General features: G+C 59.5%; 15 protein-coding genes and 2 pseudogenes. 9 read left to right on the forward strand and 8 right to left on the reverse strand.

Annotated features, from left to right (window positions below):
- Positions 1-106 precede the first annotated feature (106 nt).
- On the forward strand, positions 107-1,822 hold the full coding sequence (locus VG146_10675; protein HEV2392814.1) for a right-handed parallel beta-helix repeat-containing protein: 1,716 nt from the start codon (positions 107-109) through the stop codon (positions 1,820-1,822).
- A gap of 193 nt (positions 1,823-2,015) precedes the next feature.
- On the opposite strand, the gene VG146_10680 is transcribed toward VG146_10675, so the two are convergent.
- From VG146_10680 to VG146_10710, 7 genes are all read right to left on the reverse strand, one after another.
- The gene (locus tag VG146_10680) at positions 2,016-2,984 is read right to left on the reverse strand and encodes a hypothetical protein (protein HEV2392815.1); all 969 of its coding nucleotides are present in this window, start codon (positions 2,982-2,984) and stop codon (positions 2,016-2,018) included.
- Positions 2,981-5,344 carry a glutamine amidotransferase gene (locus VG146_10685; GenBank protein HEV2392816.1) on the reverse strand — a complete coding sequence of 788 codons (2,364 nt, stop codon included), beginning with the start codon at positions 5,342-5,344 and terminating at the stop codon, positions 2,981-2,983. The genes VG146_10680 and VG146_10685 overlap by 4 nt, the downstream gene beginning before the upstream one ends.
- Positions 5,345-5,365: 21 nt before the next feature.
- A complete protein-coding gene (locus VG146_10690; protein HEV2392817.1) occupies positions 5,366-9,361 on the reverse strand; it encodes a hypothetical protein in 3,996 nt (1,331 codons plus the stop codon).
- Between the two features lie 5 nt (positions 9,362-9,366).
- A complete protein-coding gene (locus tag VG146_10695; protein ID HEV2392818.1) occupies positions 9,367-11,508 on the reverse strand; it encodes a BatA domain-containing protein in 2,142 nt (713 codons plus the stop codon).
- A 13-nt stretch (positions 11,509-11,521) separates the two neighbouring features.
- Entirely contained in the window at positions 11,522-12,430 is a 909-nt protein-coding gene (locus tag VG146_10700; protein ID HEV2392819.1) for a DUF58 domain-containing protein, read from the reverse strand.
- 71 nt (positions 12,431-12,501) lie between these two features.
- Positions 12,502-13,545, reverse strand: a complete 1,044-nt coding sequence (locus tag VG146_10705; GenBank protein HEV2392820.1) for a MoxR family ATPase — start codon at positions 13,543-13,545, stop codon at positions 12,502-12,504.
- 143 nt (positions 13,546-13,688) lie between these two features.
- Positions 13,689-16,406 carry a tetratricopeptide repeat protein gene (locus tag VG146_10710; GenBank protein ID HEV2392821.1) on the reverse strand — a complete coding sequence of 906 codons (2,718 nt, stop codon included), beginning with the start codon at positions 16,404-16,406 and terminating at the stop codon, positions 13,689-13,691.
- A 173-nt stretch (positions 16,407-16,579) separates the two neighbouring features.
- Here VG146_10710 and VG146_10715 point away from each other — a divergent pair, with 173 nt between their 5' ends.
- The 7 genes and pseudogenes from VG146_10715 to mutS all read left to right on the forward strand — a co-directional run bounded on the left by VG146_10715 (position 16,580) and on the right by mutS (position 23,399).
- Complete coding sequence (locus VG146_10715) at positions 16,580-16,723, forward strand: LuxR C-terminal-related transcriptional regulator (GenBank protein ID HEV2392822.1); 144 nt, start codon at positions 16,580-16,582, stop codon at positions 16,721-16,723.
- Positions 16,724-17,023: 300 nt separating this feature from the next.
- Positions 17,024-18,103 carry an NAD(P)-dependent alcohol dehydrogenase gene (locus tag VG146_10720; GenBank protein ID HEV2392823.1) on the forward strand — a complete coding sequence of 360 codons (1,080 nt, stop codon included), beginning with the start codon at positions 17,024-17,026 and terminating at the stop codon, positions 18,101-18,103.
- Between the two features lie 381 nt (positions 18,104-18,484).
- Positions 18,485-19,126, forward strand: a complete 642-nt coding sequence (locus VG146_10725; protein HEV2392824.1) for an isochorismatase family protein — start codon at positions 18,485-18,487, stop codon at positions 19,124-19,126.
- A gap of 79 nt (positions 19,127-19,205) precedes the next feature.
- Complete coding sequence (locus tag VG146_10730) at positions 19,206-19,799, forward strand: malonic semialdehyde reductase (GenBank protein ID HEV2392825.1); 594 nt, start codon at positions 19,206-19,208, stop codon at positions 19,797-19,799.
- Between the two features lie 43 nt (positions 19,800-19,842).
- Positions 19,843-20,007, forward strand: a pseudogene (locus tag VG146_10735) (SDR family NAD(P)-dependent oxidoreductase).
- 97 nt (positions 20,008-20,104) lie between these two features.
- A pseudogene (locus tag VG146_10740) lies at positions 20,105-20,293 on the forward strand (redoxin domain-containing protein).
- Positions 20,294-20,675: 382 nt separating this feature from the next.
- Positions 20,676-23,399 carry a DNA mismatch repair protein MutS gene (mutS, locus tag VG146_10745; GenBank protein ID HEV2392826.1) on the forward strand — a complete coding sequence of 908 codons (2,724 nt, stop codon included), beginning with the start codon at positions 20,676-20,678 and terminating at the stop codon, positions 23,397-23,399.
- On the opposite strand, the gene VG146_10750 is transcribed toward mutS, so the two are convergent.
- Positions 23,389-23,703, reverse strand: a complete 315-nt coding sequence (locus VG146_10750; protein HEV2392827.1) for a S26 family signal peptidase — start codon at positions 23,701-23,703, stop codon at positions 23,389-23,391. The genes mutS and VG146_10750 overlap by 11 nt on opposite strands.
- A 228-nt stretch (positions 23,704-23,931) precedes the next feature.
- Here VG146_10750 and dprA point away from each other — a divergent pair, with 228 nt between their 5' ends.
- A complete protein-coding gene (dprA, locus tag VG146_10755; GenBank protein HEV2392828.1) occupies positions 23,932-25,038 on the forward strand; it encodes a DNA-processing protein DprA in 1,107 nt (368 codons plus the stop codon).
- Positions 25,039-25,050: the final 12 nt, after the last annotated feature.

A 25,050-nucleotide genomic window follows, 5' to 3' on the forward strand; every position in this document is an offset into this window, starting at 1 on the left:
TCCAAGACGCTCAGCCGGAAACGAGGGCCTCGTCGCGCCCTTGACAAACACCAACTCACAGCGAGGCTCGCTGGCTTTCGAGGGGGCCTTCTGTTTGACTGGGGATATGCAGAGGCCGCTTTTGATTCAGGCCGGTTGGGTGCTCCTTGCGATGAGCGTTTCGGTCCATGCCGCCACTTACTACGTCGCCCAGCGCAGCACCCAGGCGGATGACTCGGGACCGGGGACGGAGGAACGTCCCTGGAAAACCATCGGCAAGGGGGCGGAGACGGCGCGACCCGGGGACGCGGTGCTCGTGCTGGATGGGGTTTACCGCGAAGGTATCGTGGAGAAGACATCCGGAACGGCCACTGGCGCAATCCGATTTGAGGCCGCTCCGGGGGCGCATGTCATCCTAACTGGCGCCGATCACCTTACCGGCTGGCAAAAGGTCGAGGGCACCCGGCCACTCTATCGCGTGCCGTGGCCGCATCGGTTCAATGCCTGGTCTAAAAACATGACGCACCCCGATGATGCGTACCACCGGCTAATTGGCCGCTGCGAGCAGGTCGCCGTCGAAGGATATTTACTGCGGCAGGTGCTCGACCCAGCCGCACTGGCTCCGGGCGCTTTCTTCGCCGATGTCACCAATCAAATGGTGATGGTATGGGACTTCGCCAACCGCGACCTCAACAAGGTTTCTGTCGAGGCTTCCGTGCGGCAGGAAATCCTGCGCGTGGATGGGGATTTTGTCGAGTTGCGCGGGTTTCATTTCCGGTTTGCGGCCAACGCGGCACAGCACGGGGCGGTGGTGTTGGCGGGCAATCACGATGTCATGGAGGATTGCGTTCTGGACGAGATGAATGCCAGCGGAGCGACATTCACCGGCCAGAACATGACCGTCCGGCGCTGTGTCTTTCGCGACAACGGCCAGATCGGTTTTGGCGCCAACGGCGCCCATTACCTGCTCTTTACAAAATGTTTGGTCGAGAACAACAACACCAAAGGATTCGATCGCGGTTGGGAGGCTGGCGGCAATAAGCTGGTGCTCACGCGCGAAGCAGTGCTCGAGCGAAGCCGTTTTGTGCAGAATCGGGGCAATGGCATCTGGTTTGACATCGGCAACCAGGATTGCACGGTGCGCCAATGCCTGATTGCCGATAACGAGGACAGCGGGATTTTTGACGAGATTTCGTTCGGGCTGCGGGCGCAGGACAATGTGATCACCGGCAACGGCTTTGCCGAGACGCCCGGCGCGTGGGGCGCCCAGGCGGGCATTTCGCTCTCGAGCAGTCCAGGCTCTGTTATCGAGCATAATGTCATTGTGGGAAACCGGGAGGGGTTCGATTTCCGTGAGCAAACGCGCACGACGCCGACCATTGGCGATCGCGCCGAGCGCCCGGTATGGAACCACGACGAAATTATCCGGCACAATATCATCGCCTTCAATCGGGATGCGCAAATCTGGGGCTGGTTTGATACAAGGGACAACCGGCAGTGGCCGGCAGGGGAAACTTCCGGCACCTCGAGATCGGCTGGGGAAAAGAACCAAGCAAGGGACCTCTCCCTTGAAAAACTGAACCTGCGCTTTGAGAGGAATATCTATTTCTTCAGGCCAGACGAGGGCGCCTTCAAGTGGGGTGTGCCCTGGGGTCGTCATGCGAGTTACGAGACGCTGCCGCAATTTCAGAGCGCGCTCGGGATTGACGCGGGCAGCCGGGTTTTGGACCCCGGTTTTGCCAACATCGCCGGGCGCGATTTCCGGATGAATCAGCAGGCAATGGAAAATGCGCCGCGCGGCCCGGTGCCGGGGGTTATTTTTGGTTTGCAAGACCGTCGATAGCCCGGCCAAACCTGGCTTTGCGTTTGATTACTGGGAGGGGCGCGAGGGAACCCTCTCCCCTCCCGCTGCGACGGCGCGACAGCGCGGCGAGTCGGAGGGGGAGAGAGAGAATCCTTGGCAGATTACGGTTGTGCGCATGTTTCAGACTCCTCTGGGACACGATGAGTGCTTCGCACGGCGCTGTGCTGAAGAGTCATTTTGGAAGGCCCCCGATTGAGGCGTAGAAGCGCGCCAGTTCCAGGAGACGCTGTTCGAGTTGGCGATAATAATCGTCAGGGGACATTTGGTTTTTTTTCTCGCGAAACAACAGAACGGCGCGTTCCAGGGAATCACGCCGGGCGCGTTGCTCGGCGGTGAGGTTGCGTTCGCTCGGGCTGGGGACGAGGTGGAATTGCCCGGCCAACAGGCCATCGACTGATGCGCCGCCCTGCGCTTTTTTTATGGCGCGCAATCCCTTGAACCAATCCATCGGGGTCCCAAGGCCGTCGCCGTTATCATCGAGCAACGCGTGCTCGGTCGCCAAGCGCCCATCGGCCTTATAGAAATCAGCCACGCGGCGCGAGGCGGTCAAGAAGGCCTCGAGCACGGAGATTTGGCCGTCCTTATCGAGGTCTGCCTGCGGGTCGGTGAGGGCCTCGGCGAAATACTGACCAAAATGCGCAAAGTTCTGCTCGTAACCGCTGCGGGTGGCGGTAATGACGACACGATTAGTGCCGGCTAACGGCTTGAGGAAAGGGGCGCTTGCGGAGGCGGTGTTGATGACCACCAGGGGCCGGCGAAAGGGCTGCAGCCACTGGGCAAGATCGCCAGCCGTCAGGTCCGGCCCGCGTAAATTGAAGCGAGCCTCTTTGCCATCAAATGTGCCGTGACCGATCAGCACTATCCAGAGCGGGTCCAATCCTTCCTTTGACTCGGCATTGATTAGAGATTTGAGCCGGTCAAAATCAGTGGTTCCATTGGTGCTTTCCAAACCAACGGTCAGGCAGCGGCAATCGGTGCAGGCTTGTTGCCAAAGAGAGGCCTGGTGCAAAAAGTTGCTGCCAAACTCCGGTTCGCCCGGCGCCCCGAGGACAAGCAGCACTGCCGGCCGGTCTGTTGGCTGGGCTGCGCCTGCTGTGGCATCAAACAGAAGCGCGGTCAGGAGCAGCAGGACGGGCCTCACGGCAGGCCTTTCCACCGTCTCAAGCCCCATTCGGCCAGGAGGCAGGCGGTCGCGAACGCGAACAAGGCCGGGGTGTGCCAGAGCGGGAAAGTCCATCCCTCCATGACAGGGGCATGGCGATGGGGCAGGTCGCGGGCGAATTGATTCAGCTTATCGGCGGGAATGATTTGGCCACCGGTCTTTTGCGCGATGGTTTCCAAGAGAGACACATTAGGGACAAGGGAACGGAACTCTTCGGCGGCCAAGTCGCTGCTCCAACCGGCGGCAGCCCGTCCGACCTCGACCTCTTCGGCGTTCGTGACGCAGACGCCGGCCTTGTAGCCGCCAGTGAACCGGGGCACATAGCTGGCCTGGTACAGCCCGGGTTCATCGGCTGAGGGCTCGGTCTGGAGACGAACCGCATTGGTCTGGGGGCCGGCAGCGCCCTCAGCAAAGACGGGCTGAACCTCGAGAGTGACATTAGCGTTGTCCAAGGCCTGGAATTTGGGGTCGCGCACGCGCACTTGGAGCAGCACGGCGCCATTGGGGTCGTCGGGCTGCGCTGTTGCGGCGAGTTCGACGCGATTGGGCACATCAGTGACCAGCCAGCGCATCAACTGCCGCCAAGCCTTGTCCATATCTTTGTGCGCGTTGGCATCGTGCAGACCCCAGCGCCAGACATCACCTACCGTCATCGCCGCGGTTCGCCCGCGTCCGAACCGCTGGACAACCAGGCCGGGGTATGTTCTGCCATCTGCATCGGTGACGGTTGCGACGACGCTGGCGCCCGGCTTGACCTCGCGCACGCGGTTCAACACTTGAAAAGAGGCCATCCCCTGCAGGCGCGCCTTTTCGTCGGCCTCGGTATCGCGCAAGCGGGCCCAGGACTGCAGAAAGCCCTCGCGGGTCAAGGCCCAGTGCGCCGGCCCGGGCGCGTTCGTATCAGCCACCGAATCCAGATAAACGGGCAGCATGTCCCCGAGAGGTGTTCGCTGGTATTTGCCCTGCTGGAAAGATTCCATACCACCGAGCATGAGGAAACCGCCGCCGCGTTCGGAGACGAATTTCTGCAGGAGCACCGCTTGGTCGGGTGTGAAGAATTGCTCTTCGACATCACCCAAAACAACGGCGTGGTATTGATACAATTCTTCGGCGGTGCGCGGAAAGCCGCCGCGCAACTCGAATTCATCCCGGGTATTGACCCGCACCAGCACGGGTTGATCGTAACTTTCGACCTCCTCGGCCGATTGATTACCGAACCCGCGAAAGAGGGGGTTGCTCGATTCGCCGGAGCGGCCAAGGAAATTGAATTTAGGCTCGCGCTTGGCCACACGGATAAGGCCCACAAGCTGGAGTTGATCATCTTCTTCGAGCGCCCGGTTGAGGAACTTGAATTCCCAATTGGGCCGGCCCGAGACATAGAGAATTCGATAAGGGCCGTGGCCGCGATCGACCACGACCACGGTCTTGTTGTTGGCCAAGGTTGCCTCTCCCGAGTTGGCTCCTGATTCCAATTGGCCCTTTGCCCCAACGCGCACTTGGTAGAAGGACAAGCCCTGCCTCTCGGGACGCAATTGAAAACGGAAGGCCAGCAGGCCGCCGTCTTTGCGCGCCGTGAGCGTTTGCTCGGAGACAGTTTTGCCGGCGCTATCGAGCAGGCGGGCAACGATAGGCAGGCCGCTAAAGCCGGAAGCGCTAACATCGGCTTGGATGGAGACCGGTGCGTCCTCGAAGTCGGTTTGCGTGGTGTGGACCTGCTGGATGGCGATATCCTTGATGGGTTCCGGGCTGCCGATGACCACCGGATAAACGGGCGGCAGACCGGTCAGGTCGGGATTTCCGCGGATATCGGTGGCGTTGCCATCCGTCAGGAGCAACACACCGGCCAGCGGTCGCCCTCGATAGCGCTCGGCCAGGGTGCGCAGGGCTGTCCCAATGCCAGACGAGCGGCCAGAGAAATCCAGTTCGGCAAAGTCATGAGTTGGGTGAAGGCGGGCGTCAAAAAAGTAACGGCGCAGATCGAAGTTTTCTTCGAGTGTTCCCTGCCAGGAGGCGCGTTGAGGGTCCAGAAGGCCTCTGAGGAACTCGCCGCGAGTTTGCAAAGCATTGCGGTCTTTGATCTGCAAGCCCTGGCTGTTATCGGCGACAACGGCGAACAGATTGGCGCCGGGCTGTGCCCGTTGCCCCGACCAAAGCGGTTCGAGAAGGCAAAGAGCGAGAGCAGCCAGCCCCAGGGCCTTGAACAAGGGGCAGAGCCATCGAGCCACTCCAGGAGGGGCCGCGCGGTAGCTGCCAAACAGCAACAGGAGGGCCAAGGCGAAAACCGCCCCGGCGAACCAGAGCCAGTTCCAGGAGGAAAAGAGCAGCGAGGCGAGGAACATGAGCTTCAGCGCGCGGTAAATCTACTTCTGCTTGCCCAGTTCTTCGTAATAACGCCGGACGAGGTCCGAGTATTGATTGGGCACCGGGTCGCGGTCGATGGGGACCAGCGCCTCGCGGGATTGGCGCCGGGCCAGTTCATCGGCGATGCGATCGCGGACTTGTGTCAGGGGGTCGAGCAGTTGCAGCCGGACGACGGCCCAATCGGGCCTTTTTTGGTCGCGCTTGAACTCCTCACGGATAACGCGGGCGCGGTCCCGTACGCGGGCGACCTCATCGCGCAAATCCGGTTGATCGAGCACATCCTCGACATCGCGCAGCGAATCCGACCAGGGCAGGAAATCCTCGCCTGTGAGCGGGCCGTACCGGCGAAGGTCCTGTCCGTTAAGGAACCGATCCACACCCCCGCGCCAGCCTCCTGCGCCGTGTGCGCCGCCGGCCAAACTCGAGTTGGCGCCCGCGCGGTCGAATCCGCCGGTATCCGAGCCGGCTTGGCGGCGGGTTGCGCCTTGGGCGCTTGCTTGGTCCGTTTGAGATTCGTTGGCGTCAGCTCCCGATTGTTGCTGCTCCCCGCCTCCGTTGCGTTGGCCCTGGCCAGGTTGTCTGCCATTGGCGCTTGCTTGCTCCTGGCCTTGATTGGGCTGTCCAGGAGTTTGCCCGGAACGTCCCTGCTCCTGCCCGGCCCGCGCTTGAGCGGAGCGCTGAGGCGGCGTTCCTGCGGGCTGCGCCTGGCCTTGGGCGAGTTGCCCTGCCAGCCCATTGGTTTGGCCTGCCTGAGAGTTGGCCTGGTTCATTTCCCGCTGTATCTGGTCGGTGGCCTGGTCGAGGGCCTTTTGTGCTTGGCGGAGGGCTTCGGTATCGTCACCGAGCACATCATTGGCAGCTTGTTCGATGCCGCTCTTGAGTTGGTCGATGCCGGCGCTGCTGCGTTGGGCGGCCTGGCCGGCCTGCGGGAGAAAATCCTGACGCAACATCTCGGATTGGATATCCAAAAGCTTGGCGCCATCGGGGGCGGCGCCATCTTTGAGTTCGCGATAGAGGCTGCGGGGCATCTGGCCATGTTTGAGGAGTTGGTCCTGGAGGTCATTGACATCCTTGGCGCTGTCCTGGCTGAACTTGCGAACGGTATCGTAAAGCTGATGAGACAGGAGCGGCTCGGGTTGTTCGGCCTCCTGGGAGAGACGGGAGGCGCGGTCCACGAGATTTGTCATGAGCTGTTTTTCGTGTTCGAGTTGGTCCAACATCGGCTGGCGTGCAGGGGCATCGGAAAGGCTGTGGTGGTCCTGGGCCTGAGCGCTGGACAGTTTTTGCATTAAATCCTGTTGTTGATTTGCCAAGTCGCGGGCCTGATTTCGAAGCTGGCGCAGGTCATCGGAAAATTCGGTTTCTTTGCGCATTTGCTGGCGCATTTGCTGGAGCTGTCTTTGGGCGCGGGTTCCAGAGGCCAGGGCCTGGGAAGCAGCGCCCTGTCCTGCCGCCTCTGAAGCGCGTTGAATGTCCTGGCGGGTCTGGTCCAACTGTTGTCGTTCCTGGCTCATCTGGGACTGGTTTTCGGGCCGGTCCATGCGCTGGCGGAGTTGATCGACGTCGGCCAGCATCTGCTGCTCTTCTTCCTGCAGGCGTTTTAACCTGCGCTGGATTTCAGCCTTCTCGGCCTCTGTGCGCGCTTCCTGGAGAGCTGTCTGCAGCTCCTTGAGGCGATCATTCAAATCCTGCTGACGCCGCGAGAGTTCATCGAGACGATTCAACACCGCGAGCTGTTCGCGGCGCTGGGCCGTTTGTGGCGTCTGAGCCTGGCGCTCGGTTTCATAACGGTTGTCCGGTTGCGTGAGGTCCAACTGTTCGAGTTCGCGCTGCATCTGCTGGCTGCTGGCGCCGCCGTTTTGGCTGCGATTGCTGTTGCGCATGACCTGAAATTCGTGCTGCTGCACTTTTAACAGGGCCTGGTAAGCGGCTCGTTCGGCGGTCAAAGCAGCGCTGAGTTCGGCGGGTGATTTGCCGCAATCTTTCAGCCGGTCCAGGGCCTGCTCCATGTTCCGGACCGCAGCCGACCAGAGAGGGGCCAAGCGGGGGTCTCGCTGGCGCTGGAGGCTGGCCTTGGCCTGTTCAAGGGCCTGGGCCTGCGATTCGATCAGAACGGAAATGTCATCCTGGGGCGGTTTGGAGCCAGAAGGGCTCGGGGGCAGATTATCCGGGGGGGCAACATCCGGGCCGGTGGGGGTGTCCTGGACTTGCGCCATCCATCGGGCGGGCAGGGCGGCCATCGCCACTCGATAGCGATTCGGGCGGGCGGCCGACTGCTTTGAGGCCCCTGCGCTGTAATAGCTGCCAGCCAGCAAGGAGGGCCCCCTGGGATGGGTGTTCATCGACTCATGCTCATGCAGGACCGGGGTGGAGCGTTCCTTTTGTGGAGCTACGGTGTGAGCATTCTGCAGTTTCCAGGTGGCAATCATGATTTTCTTTTGCAATTGGGCCAGGCGAGTGCCATTGCCCTGCTGGCCTGCTGCGCCTCCGGACGATTGGCCATCCATAGATTGGCCCTGGCGAAATACCTCCTCGAATGGGCGCACTTCGGCGAAAAACAGATCGCTGGTCGTTCGCCGTTGATTCCCATCCGGCCCAATGTCATCGGCCCAAATGAACCAGGAGAGCAGCTCATCCGGAGAGACCTGCAGGTCTTCAAGCCGGAGCAGGTATTTGAAAGGGCGCTTTTCCTTGCCCGGCACACTGCGGCCCAACTCAACAAAGCGCGTGTCGCCGCCGGCGACCTCGTAACCCAGCCCATAGGCGGTCACACCGAAGTCGTCCCAAACGGTGCCGTCAAAGGCGAGTTCCTCGAGTGGGGATGGGCGCACATCGCCGCGCGGCCAGGTAATCCGGATTTCAGGAGGCCGGTCCTTGAGCACCTCGAAGACAAATAGCGCGGGGGCTTTGTTGGTGCGCCCATCGGCATCCACCAGGCGCAGCTCGTAGGTTTGGCTTGATGCCAGCACGAAATGATTCAAAGAAGCGGCGGGGTGATTGGTTTCAATCGAGAGCGGAATAGCAGTGGCGTTCTTATCTCGAGCCACCAATTCCGCCGAAACGACCGGCTTATTGAGTCGCAGCGCAAGATTCACGTGGGCGCCTTCCACCGCGCTGAGCCGGCGCGTATCGGGAATATGTTGCGGAGCCTGCCCTGTGTATTTGGGAAAGGTCAGGTCGGCGTCGGCGCGTTCGAGGCGGGGATGCTCGAAGACCTGGACCTTGAAGTCTCGAGTGCGCCGGCCACCATACTCGATGTGATACACCAGATTGCTGCTGACCTCTGGGACGCTCCCGCCGAACATCGGATCGGCCAGGCTTTTGACCAAGGCAATGCGATGGGTAGCGCTGGGCGATGAATCGACAACCATGTCCACTATTGCGGGCAGAGTGCCGGTAAAGCGCGCAAGAACAACCAGGCTGTTTCCTTTTTCAATCAGCGCATCGCCAGGGCTCACCTCGATATGCGCCGGACGGCCTAAAGCCAAAAGAGCCTGCGTGCTGTGTGTTCGGAGGCCCATCAGAGTAAAAACCAAAAGCAGGAGGCAACCCCAATGCGCTGCCTGGGCCAATGCCAGACGCCAGGAGGGAAAGGCCAACGCCCAGTTGGCCTGTTCGCCGTGCAGGAGGGCCTCGCCAATGACTCGCTGCTGGAGAAAACCCATCTCCTCGGCGTCCCTGGGGCGCTGTTGGATTGCTGTGAGCAACCGCCCATCAAGGCTGGGATGTTGCGCCTCGATGCGCCGGGCGACCTCGTTCCAATTGGGCTTAAATCGGCGGGCGCGCAAAAAGATGAGGACTGCGGCGATAACGGCCAAAACAGCTACCGCGGGGGCCGCAGCCCACGCAGCCCAGCCGGTTTGGCTTTCGAGCGCAATCAAGGCCCAAGCCAGCAAAGCCGCTCCAGCCCAGCAGAGCGCCAGTTCAATCCAAAGCCGTAGCCGCCTTTCACACCGGCTGTGCTTAAGGAGTTTATTTTTCAGCAACTCGTTCATTGGTTTTAGCTCGCTTTCGCTGTGGCGGCCGCCGCGTTCCCAGTGGAGACAGTGTGCGTTGCCGTTGCCTCTTTGGACGCGCGCCCAGCAAGCCAGGTTTCGCACAGCAGCACTCCAAGGGCGGCGATCAGGCACCAGCGCCAGAACTTTTGACGGTTCTCAATTTCGGCATTGCGTAGTTGGGTTTTCCTCTCGGCCTGGCGTATGAGGATGGGCTTCTGCGGGGTCAAAGGGGCGCCCAATCGTTCGAGTTCATCAGAAGTTAAGGGCGTGGTGCGGCTCTCGGTGGGGTCCAGGTTCACGGCAACTTGCCGGGACCTGCCGGCTGAGGTTATCGTGTAAATGCCGGGAATAAGCGTCTGCGTTAAATTCGTCTGACCCGGGTCAATCCTTAGCTGAGTGCCGTCAGGCATCCCGATTACGACCGGCGTTTGGCCCTGAGCCGCTGCGACGCCGAGCGGGATAACATCTGCAACGCGGTACTGTGCCGGCTGGGGCGTTGCTCCCACGCTTTCATCGAGCAACGCATAAAGCATGGGAACGAATTTCGTCGAGAGGGCGAGCTGGCTGTCTTGGGGCTGCCAGCCGGACGAGAGGACCAGCAAGCGCCCCTTGCCCAGGCGCGCTTCAAGCAACGCCGGGTCGCCGCCATCGAACTTCGCTATAGCCCGAGCGCCCGGGATGGCGTCAGGGGCAATCCGGCGGTACTTCCAGAAATGGATTTTGGTAAAATCGCTGAACCGCGGGTCGGCAAAGGGCGCGAAGAGAGGGTCCCGGAAATCAATGTCAGCCAACATCGCATAATTGCTGACGGGCGCCTCGTCGAGAGTGACCTGGTCGCGACCGGCGATAGCCGCGAGGGTTTCTGCGGCAGCGGGAGTGCTGAGGACGAACAGCAACGTCTGGCCTGCGGCGACTCGATCGTGCATGGCACGGGCTTGTTGCGGAGGCAAAGGAGCAGTAACAATCAGCAGCGAGGCCGATGTGGCCTCGACGTCACTCAGAGGCGTCCCAGGGGAGCGGACCAGCACCTGAACGGCCTGGCGCCGCGTCGGCTCGAAGGCGCGTTCGAGGAAGTAGAGAGGCTGTTTCGAATCGTTTGCGGATTCAGAGCCGCAATAAAGGACCTTCAACTGCACCCGCTCGGGCGGGACATTAAACGCAGAATTGTCAAAATCCTCTTCATCGCCATCGAGTAGAATGCGGCCTGGACCGGACTTGCCGGCAGGCATCGGAAGCAACAGGGTGCGGCTTTGGCCAGGAGGGACATAAACCTTTAGCGGTACGCCAACGAAGCGCGGGGCGTCTGATGCCGCCCAACCGACTTGGAATTCGTCCCGGCGGGAAGTTGGGCCGTTAGAAACTCGGAGGCGCACGTGATCAGTTGGATTGACGCTTCCATCATCGGCCTCGGCGAGCAATTGAAGGGATGCATTGGACAGGTGTTTGGCCTTCAAGGCATCAATAGTTAAGCTGACGTTTTTAGGCCATTCGTAGCCCTGCAAGGAATCGGGGCGGCTGCCCTCTTGGAGGTCGCTGATCAAAACGATCTGGCCCGGGACAGGTGTTGCTCTGGCCCCGGTATCTGCGAGGGCCTCGGCAGCATCGATAAGGGCGTCTCCCAGGCGGGTAGCGGCCCAACCCGGCGAGCAAGTGGCCAGGGCCTGGTCGATGAGCGCCGGGCGCGCGCCGGGAGCGGCAGCATTCCACTGAGCAAAGGTGACCATCGGATGGGTTTGGCGAGCAAAGGTCATCAACTCGACCTGGTCTGCGGGTGAAGTTGTTGCCAGGAGGGACCGAACGTGCTGGCGGACATCATCCCAGAGGTTAGCCCGCCGCATGCTGGCGCTGGTATCTACGAGGAGCACCAGACGCCGCGCGCCGGCACTCGATGGGTTGATGAGGGGTTTGCGCCAAAAGGGGCGCGCAAAGGCAAAGGCCAGCAGGCAGACCGCGGCACAACGCAGTATTAGCAGGAGGATGTGCTCGAGGCGGCTGCGTTGGGTCAGGCGCGGAGGCGAGGGCCTTAGGAACATGAGCGAGCTGAAGACCCGGCGCTCGCGCGTTGTGCGTCGGATCAGGTGAAAGACGATAGGAAACCCCACTGCCAGCGTTCCGAGCAAAAAAAGTGGGGCCAGGAAATTCATAAACAACAGAGGGTCAACCGGCCAAAGCCGGCCTGGGGCCGTGGCTGGGCGCAAAGCGTTTCACGCGGCGATTGCGTTGAGCCCGCTCCCGCAAAAACTGGAATAAGGCGAGTTCCAGGGAGTGATCGATGGAGAGTTGGTGATAAGCGATGCCGAGCCGCTCACAAGTGTTGCGCAGCCCGGCACAGTGGGCCTCGAGTTTATCCAGGTATTCACGGCGCGCGGACTGAGGATCAATGAAGAGAGTGCGCCCCGATTCCACATCCTGAAACATCGCCGGTTCGGTGAAACTGAAGGTCAGCTCGGCCGGATCGAGCAGTTGAAATAGAACGATCTCATGACCGGAGGCCGCCAGGGCCTGGATTTGAGGGGCAACCTGTTCCTGCGGGGCAAGAAAATCCGACAGCAACACCATCAGGCTTCGTTTGCGAACCACTTCTACGATGCGCCGCAGAGGGGCAGCCAGGTCTGTGGCGCGGCCGCCGGCGGGCTTGTCGAGCGCGAGCATCAAGTGACGCAGATGGCCAGTCCGGTGCCGGGCGGGGACGAATTGGCTGATCTGTTCGTCGAAAGTGAGCAAGCCGACGGCATCGCCTTGGAGATAGAGGAAGTAGCCCAGGGTGGCAGCCAGTGTGGCGGCATATTGGGCCTTGGTGTAGCCGAGCGAACCGAAGGTCATCGAACGGCTCATATCCGCCAGCAAATAGCAACGCAGATTGGTTTCGTCCTCGAATTTCTTGATGAAAAACCGGTCGCTCCTCCCAAAGACACGCCAATCCAGGTAACGCGGGTCGTCACCGGGCGTATATTGCCGATATTCGGTGAACTCGACAGAGAAGCCGTGATAGGGGCTGCGGTGAATCCCGTTCCAGAAGCCCTCGACGACCAAGCGGGCGCGCAACTCGAGGTTGCGGATGCTCATGAGGGCTCGAGGATCAACGAACCCGTGGTCTGCCCCAAGGGGATTCGGTGCTGAAGAAAGCGAGCGGTCAGTCATAACCCAACCGGGGAGCGAACGGTCTCCAGGAGCCGTTTGATGACGGATTCGACGCTAACGCCTTCGGCCTCTGCCCTGTAGTTGAGCAGAATCCGATGACGCAACGTGGGATAAGCCAGCATCCTGAGGTCGTCGAGGCTGACATGCGCCCGGCCGTTGAGGAGGGCCCGGGCCTTGGCGCCGAGGACCAGGAATTGCCCGGCGCGAGTGCCGGCGCCCCAACTGGCCCATTCATTCATGAAATCAGGCGTGCCGTTCTGGTGCGGCCTGGAAGCGGCGGCGAGCTTGACGGCGTAACGAACCATCTCTTCGGCCACGGGCACACGGCGCACCAGGCGATGAAAATTCAACACGTCTTCGCCCGTAAACAGCGGTTCGATCGTCGAAGCCGTCTCGGCCGTGGTGCGCATAACGACGGCAACTTCTTCATCCTCGGGCAAGTAATCCATCACCACATTGAACATGAAGCGATCCAGTTGCGCCTCGGGCAAAGCGTAAGTGCCTTCCATTTCGATGGGGTTTTGGGTTGCCAGGACGAAAAACGGCTCCGCCAACGGGTGACGAATACCGGCCGCCGTGACCTGGTGCTCCTGCATCGCCTCGAGTAGCGCAGCCTGGGTCTTGGGCGGTGTGCGGTTAATCTCATCGGCCAGGATGATGTTGGCGAAAACCGGGCCGGGCACGAACATCATCTTTCGCCCTTCGCTGGTGTCCTGGAGAATCTCGGTGCCGGTGATGTCGGCCGGCATCAGGTCGGGCGTGAACTGAATGCGCTGGAATTTGAGATGAAAAATCCGGGCGATGGTTTTGACCAGGAGGGTTTTGGCAAGGCCGGGGGCGCCAGTAATCAGGCAATGGCCTCCCGCGAATAAGGCGATGAGGATTTGCTCGATGACCTCCTTCTGCCCGATAATGACCTTGGCCAGTTCGGACTCGATTTGCCCGCGGCCTGCGGCCAAGCGGCCAACCAATTCACGTTCTGTGCGGAGAGATTCCGAAACGGTTGCTTCGGTTTGTGGTGGTTCGATAAGTGAGCTCATGGTCAATGTGTCATCGGTTAAAAAGGGATATACTGGGAGCACCGTGGGATGGACTACTCATAGAGGGAGAAGCATTGGTAAGTTAAAGATGTAGTTCATGTTACAAACTCCTCAATAATTGCCTAAAGAGGCAACTCTCGCGCTCATTGGCGCGCCTCCCCAGTGATACCAGGACTGGCCGCATTGGCCTGCGGCTTGGGCGTGTTCATATCCAGCAAAAGCTTTAAGGCTACCTTAAAGCGCGGGGCTTCCTCCAGGGCCTCGAGCACCTGGCGTCGGGCCTCGGGTTGTCCGGCCTTGTAAAGCAACCGACCCAATTGGAAATGGACTTCCGATGGGTCCGCCGGGTCCAGCAACAAGAGCACGCGATACGCGCCAATCGCTTTCTGGTCATCCCCCAACCTTTCGCTTGACTGAGCCAAAAAGCCGTAGGGCGCGGCAACGAGGGGATTGACAGCCAAATAGCGTTGGGCGTTTCGTTCGACAGCGGGCCAATCCTGCGCGGCAGCGTCGAGTAGCATCAAACGCAGATAGGCCGGCGTTGCCTGGTCATCAATTACCGCCAACCGGCCCAGGACCTCGCGTTCGGCGTTTGTTTCATCCAATTCCTGGTGCGCCAGAGCCAACAGCGCCCATGAACTGTCAGGCCCGGTCTCTGCCGGGTAGAGGCTGGCCAGCTTTTCCAGGGGCGCTTTTGCTTCCTCGAACTTCTTCTGTTCCAGCAATCTGCGGGCCTGTTCGCTTAAGGCATAAAAGTTTGTTGGGTGCGCGGCTATCCAATTGGCCAAGTCGGTTTCGCTCAACGCATGGCTGTCCTGGGCAATTTGCTGATTCTTCCTTTGCCGATCGGTCTTTGGGGGCAAGGGAGGAGGAAGTTTGAGCCGGGTGCTGGCCTGGTTGGTTTGGATGACGCTGGAAGGGGCCTGCCCAGAGCCGGGGAGGGCTGAGCCTGCCAGGGCCGGTCGCTCGAAATCAAGGCCGGGGGCCAAGCCCTGCGCTTTCTGGCGAGCATAAGCCGCGAAATCATCGTCAAGCTTATCGATCGGCTCGGTGTGGGCGGCAATGGCCACATTGATTTGCGTTCCATGGGCCAGATCATTCAAAATCGCTTTCAAGGGCTCCAAACCATAATGCTCGATGAGGAATTGCACCACCAAAGATGATTCGTAATAGGCAAAGAGAAGGGCCAAATCGGATTCCGGGGCCAGAAAGGCCCCACTGAGCTTCGAGATGGGCGTGAGATCATCGCCTAAAATCATCTCCCGGTAACGCGGATTCATATGTTGCCCCCAGGAAGGATTGGCCTGTCCTTCCTCATAAACTGAGATGCCTTCACTGAGCCACCGCGGCATTTTATTATGTGTCTTTTGCAAAGTTACCACGTGACAAAACTCATGCCAAAGCACCGATTCCCAATTGACTGCCCCAGGGTGTGAGACGGGGCTGTTGGCCGTAATGACCCGCCCAAAACACACACCCAAATAGCCCGGGTCGCCCGGCGAACCAAAGGTGCGCACTGCGAAATCCTTCTGATCAGGGAATACTTCGACTATGGTCGGTTTCTGCAACTCAACGTCATATTTGGCGCATAAATTTGTGCGGGCCCGTTCGAGCAGGTTCAGAGCGGATTGGCCATAGACCTCGGCTTCATGATGTTCCATGCGCAACAGGAAGTTCTCGTTTGCAAGGGTCGAGAATTTGCTCATGGTATCGTGCAACGTCGTGAGGTTGTAGGCCTCGACATCATAGCCGTCTTCCTTTTGCACTTCCTGGGCAAGGCGCCACCCTTGGGTTTCCTGGCCCAGGCGCAGCAGGTCCTCGGCAAGCTGGGCCTTGGCCGGCAAATATTGCGGGTCGAACTCGAGGGCCTGGCGCTGGTGGGCGGCCCCTTCGGAGAAGCGGTAGTTTTGTGAGAGCTTTTGCCCGATCAAAAAATCGACACGGGGGTTGGTGGCCCAGAATTTGAGGGCGGTTTGGCGCGCCTGTTCCTCGACCTTGGGCTGGTTCTGAAGATGGGCCACCACGGCGCGGTAAGCCCAAGCCTCGGGCGCATTAGGATTTACCGATTTGACATGGTCCAGCAAGTCCAGCGCTTCAGCGTACTGCTCGGCGTCGATGCTATGTTCAGCGAGCAACAAAAGGCAGCCGACATGATTGCTGTTGCGGTCCAGGGCGGCTTCGAGGGCAGCGGACATAAGGCTCGGATCGCTTGGGGCGTAGGCTTGCGCCAGTCCATATTCGAGGTCGGGGTCGGCGGGCAATTCCTTGAGGCCCTCCTCGAAGGTCTTTGCGGCCAGGGCATAATCATGCTTATCCAAGGCCACACCGCCGGAGGCCAAATAGACCTCGCGGACCTTTGGGTCTTCGCGTTTGGCTCCGGCAAACAACCGGTTCAGCACCAATTTGGGGTCCTCCCCGGCCAGGAGCGCTACCTGCCCCGCCACCACGAGGTCCCGCGGGTCCGTATAATCAGCCGGATGCCTTGAGATCATTCCGACAATCCCATCGACGGCGTCGTTTGCGGCTGCCGGCTGGCCGTTGGCCAGCAAGACCTTTCGCGCCTCCCAGCGCAACTGGATATTCCAGCGGTCCCGCGCCACAGCGTTGGTAACGACGGTCAGAGCCTGCGGATATTGGCCGGTCGCCAGCAACCCCTCAGTCAGGAGCAACTGCCAATCCTGGTCCCCTTTGTTCTTTTGCAGGGCTTCTCGAACCCGCGCGATGCATTGGGCGTAATCGCCGCTCAAGTAACTGTCCCGGGCCTCCTGAAGATCAGCCCCTGCTGCCAGCCAGGCGCCTAGAGACAGCAGCATGCAACCGAGTATCCAGACCCGCGCGGCAATGCGGCGCGGGCCTTTCATGGTACCAAAACTTATCAAGCGAATGGCGCAATCTAAACCATTCCCTGCCGTTCTCAATCTGAACATGCACCTGTTCACCTGTTCAAGTTTTGCGCCATTGGTGAGGGAACTGTAAAGCCAACAGGGAGGTTCATGGCAAACGCGCAGTTTATGGACTCGATTTGCAGGATGAAATGCTCGGAACCACGGAGAAGACCGTGAAGTTCCATCGCGCTCACGTCATGAACAAAATGGAGGTTAATTCTCTGGCGGCATTGGTTCAAATGGCAGGTCGTCTGCAGGAGGCAGTGCCGGAAGATACCCCGCCGGTGCTTTAGACCCCCGCCGCGCGGCGGAATTATCCGAAGGACCTGTTGGCCAACCGATCCGGTGGCGGGGTTGGTAATGAATCGAAATGGACGCTAGACGCAAGAACCGAGACCTCGTTCGAAAGAAGGAGGAGCAGCTTGATCCTTTGGCGGACCAGCAATTCACTCCCTTGGTCAATAGCGCGGGCTCAGTCGAAAGCGCAGCTTCTCGAAGGAGAATCCGCCGCCACGGATACAGTTGGCCATTCTGAGCGGAATTCTCGTTATTATAATCAGCAACAACTCGTAACCAAAAAGGGAATATTCATTATGCAAGAATTCAAAGCTTACGCTGCCTCTCGTGCCAATGGCTCCTTGGAGCCCTTTAGTTTTGACCCAGGTCCGTTGGGCCCGGAAGAGGTGGAAATCAAAGTCAGCCACTGCGGGCTGTGCCACTCGGACCTCTCAATGCTCGATAACGAATGGGGCATGTCGCAATACCCGTTCGTGCCCGGACATGAGGTGACCGGGACGGTGGCGGCGCTGGGTGATGATGCCAAAGGCCTCAAGATCGGACAACGCGTGGGGCTTGGCTGGTTCTCGCATAGCTGTCTGGCGTGCCCTGAGTGCCTTTCCGGCGAGCAACACCTTTGCGCCACCGCGCAGGGCACCATTGCCGGGCGCCACGGAGGCTTTGCGGATCGTGTTCGCGCCCAGTGGACATGGGTTCGGCCTTTGCCTGAGGCTTTGGACGAGGCAACAACGGGACCGCTCTTGTGCGGCGGTATTACTGTATTTACGCCTTTCCTGACGCAGAACGCGCGGCCCACCGCGCGCGTGGGGATCATTGGTATCGGTGGATTGGGACACATGGCGCTCCAATTCGCCAACAAATGGGGTTGCGAAGTTCATGCCTTCACGACCAGTGACAGCAAGGAGGCAGAAGCGCGAAGATTAGGCGCTCATTACGTACACAACACTCGGCAGGACGGCGTGCTCAAGAAGCTTTCCAGAAGCCTGGACATGATCCTTTCCACCATTAACGCACCGTTGGACATGGCCGGCTTCCTCGATACGCTCGCGCCCAAAGGTCGTTTTCACAACGTCGGCGCGGTCCTTAAACCGTTGGAAGTGCCTGCGTTCAGTTTGATCGTGGGCCAGAAATCCGTCTCGGGCTCACCATCAGGAAGTCCCGCAGCCATCGACCACATGCTGGCCTTCAGCGCGCGTCACTCGGTAGCCCCTGTAGTCGAGTTCTTCCCCATGTCAAAGGTAAACGACGCGCTGGAGCGATTGCGCTCGGGCAAAGCGCGTTATCGTATTGTGCTCATCAATGACTTTGCCAAAGCCCATAGTGCGGACACTTCCGGCCCGGAGAAGCAGCCCAAGGCCGCGCTCACTGCCGCATGAATCGAAATATACAAAGCAAACTCAACTAAGGAGGATGGAATGAATGCGACGACAACGTCCGCAGGAGTCAAAATAGATGCAGGTGGTAACGACAACCAGGCAATGAGGTCAGCATGAGCGTCAGCCAACGCGCAGCGATCTGCTTCGCGGCAGGCGTGCTCGGCGCGCTGGCAGTGGTCCTGTTAAGCCAAATCCTGTTTGGGCGATAATAGGGAAGCACCCCTAAACAGAGTCAAACCATCCCGCCCCCTTCGAAAGAACGAGGGCCGGGCCGTTCGTTGGCAGCACAAAAAGTTCATCCGCACGGGCAATGGCGTTTGAATGCTTCGAGATGCATGTTTTGCCCATGTTTTCCAGTAGCTGGAGCACTGTTGTATGAGCATGGGTTCAACCGACAAAGGGTTATTAACGCCGCAGAATTGTGCGGTGGTTTTTCTGGATCACCAGGAACAGATGCTGGCGGCGGTATCGGGTCAGCAGCGCAAGGACCTGCTGGAAAGCGTTCTGGTTTTAGCCCGAGCGGCGAAGCTATTCGGTGTTCCGGTGATTTTAAGTGTGATCGAATGCAAAGAGTTCACCGGCAATCTGACCCCACAACTGATCGAGGAGTTCCCCGAACAGAAACCCCTGAAACGCACCAGTTTGAATGCGTGGGACGATGCGCGGTTCGCAGCGGCTGTAAAGCAAAGCGGTCGGAGGAACTTCCTCCTGGCCGCGTTGTGGAGCGAGGCGTGTCTGGTGTTCCCGGCTTTGCAGATGTTGGAAGAAGGTTACGGCATTTACGTGGTCAGGGACGCGTCGTCAGGAACCAATCCGGCAGCGCATGAAATGGCCTTGCGCCGGGTCGAACAGGCCGGCGGGGTTTCTTTGAGCGCACTACAGGTTCTGCTGGAATTCCAGCGAGATTGGGCAAAAACAGACCACTACGAGCAGGTAATGGCGATGATCAAGCCTTGCTGCGGGATGAACGGCCAGGAAGAAAACTTTCTTCGCCGTAACGGTCATTCCCGTTGGCTCTTTTGAGGTGAAATCTCGCTTTTCTCACTGACAGGATTTGTATGAAACCAAACCAGACGACAAACATTCGATGACTATGATCAAGATGAAAGACGCACTTAGCAAGGAAGGCCAGGACCTCATTTTTCGAAGCGCTCGCTCACACAGCGTTTGGCTGGACCAGGCAGTGGACGACGCCCTGCTTGAGCAGGTTTATGATCTGGCAAAATTCGGACCGACCTCCGCCAACATGTGCCCGCTGCGGATCGTCTTCGTGAAATCGACGGAAGCAAAGGAGCGACTGAAACCGGCCCTCAATGCAGGCAATGTAACCAAAGCGATGACCGCGCCGGTCACCGCAATTCTCGGCATGGACGTCCACTTCTATGACAAACTGCCGCGGTTGTTCCCGCACGTGGACGCCAGGGCATGGTTTAAGGACCTACCCGAGAATGCACTCGAATACATCGCGTTGCGGAATTCCTCACTCCAGGGCGCCTATTTCATGCTGGCCGCCCGGGCACTCGGGCTTGACTGCGGCCCGATGTCGGGATTCGACAACGCCAAAGTGGACGCGGCGTTCTTCGCGGGCACAAGCATCAAGTCCAATTTCCTTTGCAGTCTAGGCTACGGCGATCAGAGCAAGCTTCATCCACGTTCGCCGCGACTCACCTTTGAAGAGGCATGCAAAGTAATCTGACACCCTAAACGGCAGCTCAGTGGCAACGTGAAAGAAGATATTTATGAATAAAAGTTCCAACAAACTCGCTGGCAAAGTGGCCGTGGTGACCGGCGCCTCCAAAGGCATCGGAGCGGCCATCGCCAAGAAGCTTGCTGCCGAAGGGGCAGCGATTGTCGTCAATTACTCCTCCAGCAAAGCAGGAGGGCAGAAAGTGGCAAAGGAGATTGCTTCCTGGATTACCGGCGAGACCTTTGTGGTCTCGGGAGGTTATCGCTAGCAAGACAACTTACGCCAAAACAATATTCCCAACCCGAAGAAGTACTATGAACGCTCTTAAACCAGGCACGGCCGCTCCCGATTTCGGGCTCCACAGCACACCCGATCAACGGGTCTCGCTTTCAGATTTGCGGGGCAGACCGGTGGTCCTTGTCTTCTACCCGGCGGACGGGAGCCCGGTGTGCAGCGATCAATTGGCCCTTTATAACGAGCTCCAGCCGGAGTTCGCGGAATTCGCATCGGATAAGCTTGGATAACCTCGTTTTTGACTCGTTACGCTCCGTGCCTATCCGAATTCATCCGAGCCCATCCGATTCTATCCGGTCAAAAATGGCACTTACGTAATCATCCGCCCGATGCTGCCACTCCCATTGCTCACCCCTCTCCAACCGGCCATCTGACTAAATCTGAGTAAATCTGGGTAATTTTTTCACTCGTATATGAGATTCGGGCCAACCGTCGCCAACAACCCTGGCCGGACCCTCATCAGAGTCCCGTCAGTCAAAGGACGTGTTTTGTCGCGGAACACAGCTCACAAAACAGAGGCCCCAACACAAAGTCGTTTGAATTCGCCCGGGTTAAACCCCATCCCAATCGAGCCGGGCTTGCGATGGGGCTGTGCTCGGCACTAATCTGGCCCCGATGGCCAGCGATAGCCAACTCACCCCGATGATGGCGCAGTACCGCCGCATTAAAAGCGAACTGCCCAAAGACGCGCTGCTGCTCTTCCGGTTGGGCGATTTCTACGAGATGTTCTTCGAAGACGCCCAGACCGGGGCGCAGTTGCTCAACGTGGCGCTGACCCGGCGTGGGACAATCCCCATGTGCGGTATCCCGTTTCATGCCGCCAATGCATACGTGGGGCGCTTGCTCAAAGCGGGGCGCAAGGTGGCTATCTGCGACCAGATCGAGGACGCCCGACCCGGTCAACTGGTCAAACGGGAAGTGACACAAATCCTCAGCCCGGGCACTCATTTCGATGAGCGGATTCTTGCGGCGGAGCGCAACAATTTCCTGGCTGCCATTTGCCCGTTTGGGAAGGGCTTCGGCCTGGCCTTTGCCGACCTGACGACGGGAGATTTTCTTACAACAGAGCTGGAGGGCGAAGCTGCGGTCATGGCCGAATTGCACCGGGTGCGGCCCGCTGAGATCATTTACCCGGGCGAAGCCGTGAGCGTGCGCGAATTGTTGCGAGGCGACAGATTTGATGCAAACGTTTCGACCTTGTCCACACGTGCGGCTCGGTCCTCGTCCCCGGCGCCGACCAGTGATGGACGGCCTAACGCGGCGACTCCTCCAGTCGCATACGGCTGGATGCTCAATGGCTATGAGGATTGGGTGTTTGCGCCCGAAACAGCCCTGTTCACGGTTAAAGACCACTTTAAAGTCGCCGCCCTTGACGGTTTCGGCCTTAAAGACCGAACAGCGGCGATAGGGGCCGCCGGGGCGGTGCTGCATTACCTGACCCAGCACCTCAGGCGGGACGCAGGGACTTTGACGCGCATCACTTTTTATCTGCGAAGTGAGTTTTTGGGCGTCGATCTGACAACCCTGCGGCATCTGGAAATTCTTGAACCATTGCACCAGGATGCCGCCCGAACGGCCTGCCTGTATGGCGCCCTCAACCGCACGGTCACACCGATGGGCGCGCGGCGCTTGCGCGATTGGCTCTCCCAACCGCTGGCCGCCATGGAACCCATCCGACTCCGCCAGGAGGCGGTCCAGGCCCTCCGGGAAAACTCGACAACAGCGACCGAGTTAAGAACTAAACTTGCCCAGGTGCGGGACTTGGAACGCACCCTTGGCCGCTTAAGCGCCGGCACGGGCAATGCCCGCGATCTGGTTGCGCTCAAGATGGCCCTCGAACAAATACCCGGCGTCAGACAGCTTCTTGGCGGTTTCATTAATGACGGACTGGGTTCACAAGGCCGGGAGAAAACCCTCCTGACCCCGCCGCGAACCGAGCCGCTGCACGAGGAGCCGGCGCCCGAGCCAGGGCTCCTGTCCATGCTGCTCTCGCGTTTGGTTGAGCTGCCGGAGGTAGTCGAGTTAATCGCAAGGGCCATAGTGGATGAACCGCCGCTCGCGCTGAAGGAGGGCGGTTTGATTCGGGACGGTTTCGATCCGGCCCTGGACGAATTGCGCGTGGCGATGCGCGGCGGCAAAGATTGGATTGCCAAGCTGCAGCAGGACGAAATCTCGCGGACTGGCATCCAATCGCTCAAGGTGCGCTTCAACTCGGTCTTTGGCTATTACATCGAGGTGACCAAGGCGAATCTCGAAAAAGTGCCGGTCCATTACGTGCGCAAACAAACGATAGCCAACGGCGAGCGGTTCATCACGCCCGAACTAAAGGAGATGGAAGGCAAGATTCTTGGGGCGGAGGAGCGCAGCATGAAGCTCGAATACGAGTTGTTCCAGCGTGTTCGGGAAGAGGTCCTGGGCCGGCTCGCCGTAATCCAGGAAACGGCGGGCGCTGTGGCGCAACTCGATGTTCTGGGGACCTTTGCTGAAACCGCGCAGCTCTTCGGATATTGCCGGCCCCAAATCGGCGATGAAGGGGTGCTTTTCATTCGCGACGGCAGACATCCGGTTCTCGAACAAAACCTCTCCGAGGAGCGATTTGTGCCGAACGACACTCACCTGAACAGCACGACGCAAGTCGTTCTCATCACCGGACCCAATATGGCTGGCAAGAGCACCTTCATCCGCCAGGTAGCCTTGCTGACCTTGCTCGCCCACACCGGCTCCTTCATACCCGCCGCCGAGGCCCGCATCGACCTGGTGGACCGGATTTTCACGCGGATTGGCGCCAGCGACGACCTGGCGCGCGGCCAGTCCACTTTCATGGTCGAGATGTGCGAAACGGCCAATATCCTGAACAATGCGACGCCGCGCAGTTTGATCATTCTCGATGAAATCGGGCGCGGCACCAGCACGTTCGATGGGTTAAGTTTGGCCTGGTCCATCCTGGAACACGTGCATAACCAGGTTGGGGCCAAGACACTCTTTGCCACCCATTACCATGAGCTGACCGAGCTGGCCGCGCGCTTGCCTCGCGTGAAGAACTTTAACGTAGCCGTCCGCGAATGGCGCGACCAGGTCGTGTTCCTGCGCAAAATCCTCGAAGGCGGCACGGATAAGAGCTATGGCATCCAGGTCGCGCGATTGGCCGGCGTGCCCAAACCGGTCCTGGAACGCGCGAAAGAAATCCTGCGCAATTTGGAGGAATCCGAATTAACCCCCGATGGAAATGTTCGGCAATCCAACCGCAGGCAAAAGGACCGGGAGAAACTCAAGCAACTGGCGCCCCCACCGCAGATGGATTTGTTCAGGACTTAGGTTCTAGTGAAGTGAAGAATCTGTCCCACCGCGGCAACCAGTAACGCTTCCGGTCAAATGAGAGCGCCACGGCGGTCGCACGACCCACAATCCGGTTCCGCTCGACCGTGCCGTAATACCGCGAGTCGAAGCTGTCATCCCGGTTATCACCCATCATGGTTGGCTTCATCGACCCGGTGGGCACGTCGCTCCAATCGGCCAGCGAAGAACGCAGCGAGAACAGCACCAGGGCCGTGATGAGCAGCGGACGAAGTTCCTTCCGCCACAACCGGCGGAGACGGCTTTCAGGGTTTTGGTTTGTCATTTTGCTTTCTTTTGACCGGCTGTGTAACGAACTGTTCAAGCTGACGCGGGGTGTTACTCCCAGCGCCGTGGCATAGACTCCAGGGAGCGACTTGTAGAGGGACCCCTCTCCCCCTCGGAAGGGGAGAGGGAGAAGCCACATTACCCTGAGGAGCCTGAGGAGTCCCTAACGATCTGTTACTTTACTTTGTGCTTGCGAGGTGCTTGGTAAAGCGTTATCCCTCATGTCATGGATTCGCGGGAGGCCCTGGTGGCGCTGAACCTTATCGAGCACGTCGGCCCGGTGCGCGTGCGGCAACTGCTCGACTGTTTCGGCGAACCTCAAAACATCCTGCGCGCCTCGCGCTCGCAACTGCTGCAGGCCAAAGGCATCGGAGAGGAAACCGCCGATTCAATCGCAGGGTGGGAGAAAACAATCGACTTAAACGCCGAACTGAAGCGCATCGCCGATTTTGGCTGCCGCGTTCTCACGGAAGCGGACCCGGAGTATCCCGAGCTGCTGCGCCAGATTTATGACCCGCCCATCGTGCTGTACGTCAAGGGGGAGCTGCAGGCCAAGGACAAAAATGCCGTGGCGATGGTTGGCTCGCGGATGACAACGCATTATGGGATCGAGACGGCGCGCAAGCTGGCCTACCAACTGGGGTATCTTGGGGTCACGGTAGTGAGCGGCGGCGCCCGCGGGATCGATTCAGCCGCACACCAGGGCGCTCTCAGCGCCAAAGGGCGGACCATCGCTGTGCTCGGTACGGGGATCAATCTGGTCTGGCCGCCCGAGAACAAGGATTTGTTCGACCGGATCGCCTCGAATGGCGCGCTCATCACGCAATTCCCATTCAATCAGCCAGGGACCAAGCAGTCGTTCCCGATCCGCAACCGGCTTGTGGCGGGAATGACGCTGGGCACGGTGGTGGTCGAGGCGAACCTGACCAGCGGGGCGCTCATCACCGCCAACTTTGCCAATGAATACGGGCGCCAGGTTTTCGCCGTGCCTGGCCGAATCGATTCGCCCCGCAGCAAGGGGTGCCACGACTTGATCAAGAAAGGCGCGAAGCTCTGCGAGGGGGCTGAGGACATCCTGAGCGAATTCGAGTATCTCTTTCCGCCCAGCAATAAACCGCCCACACCGGCAGAGAGCGGTGTGCTGCCGGCCCTCGAACTCAGCCAAAAAGAGCAGCAAGTGTATGACGCCTTGAGCGCCGAGGAGATCGGCATCGACGAGGTGACCCGCAAAAGCGCGCTGCCGGTTTCAGCCGTTTCGGCGGTGCTGCTGAGCCTGGAAATGAAACGGCTGATTCGGCAATTGCCGGGAAAGATGTTTGCGCGGAATACCTGACCCGGAGGTCTC

Source organism: Verrucomicrobiia bacterium, assembly GCA_035946615.1.
Classification (GTDB): Bacteria; Verrucomicrobiota; Verrucomicrobiia; order Limisphaerales; family UBA8199; genus DASYZB01.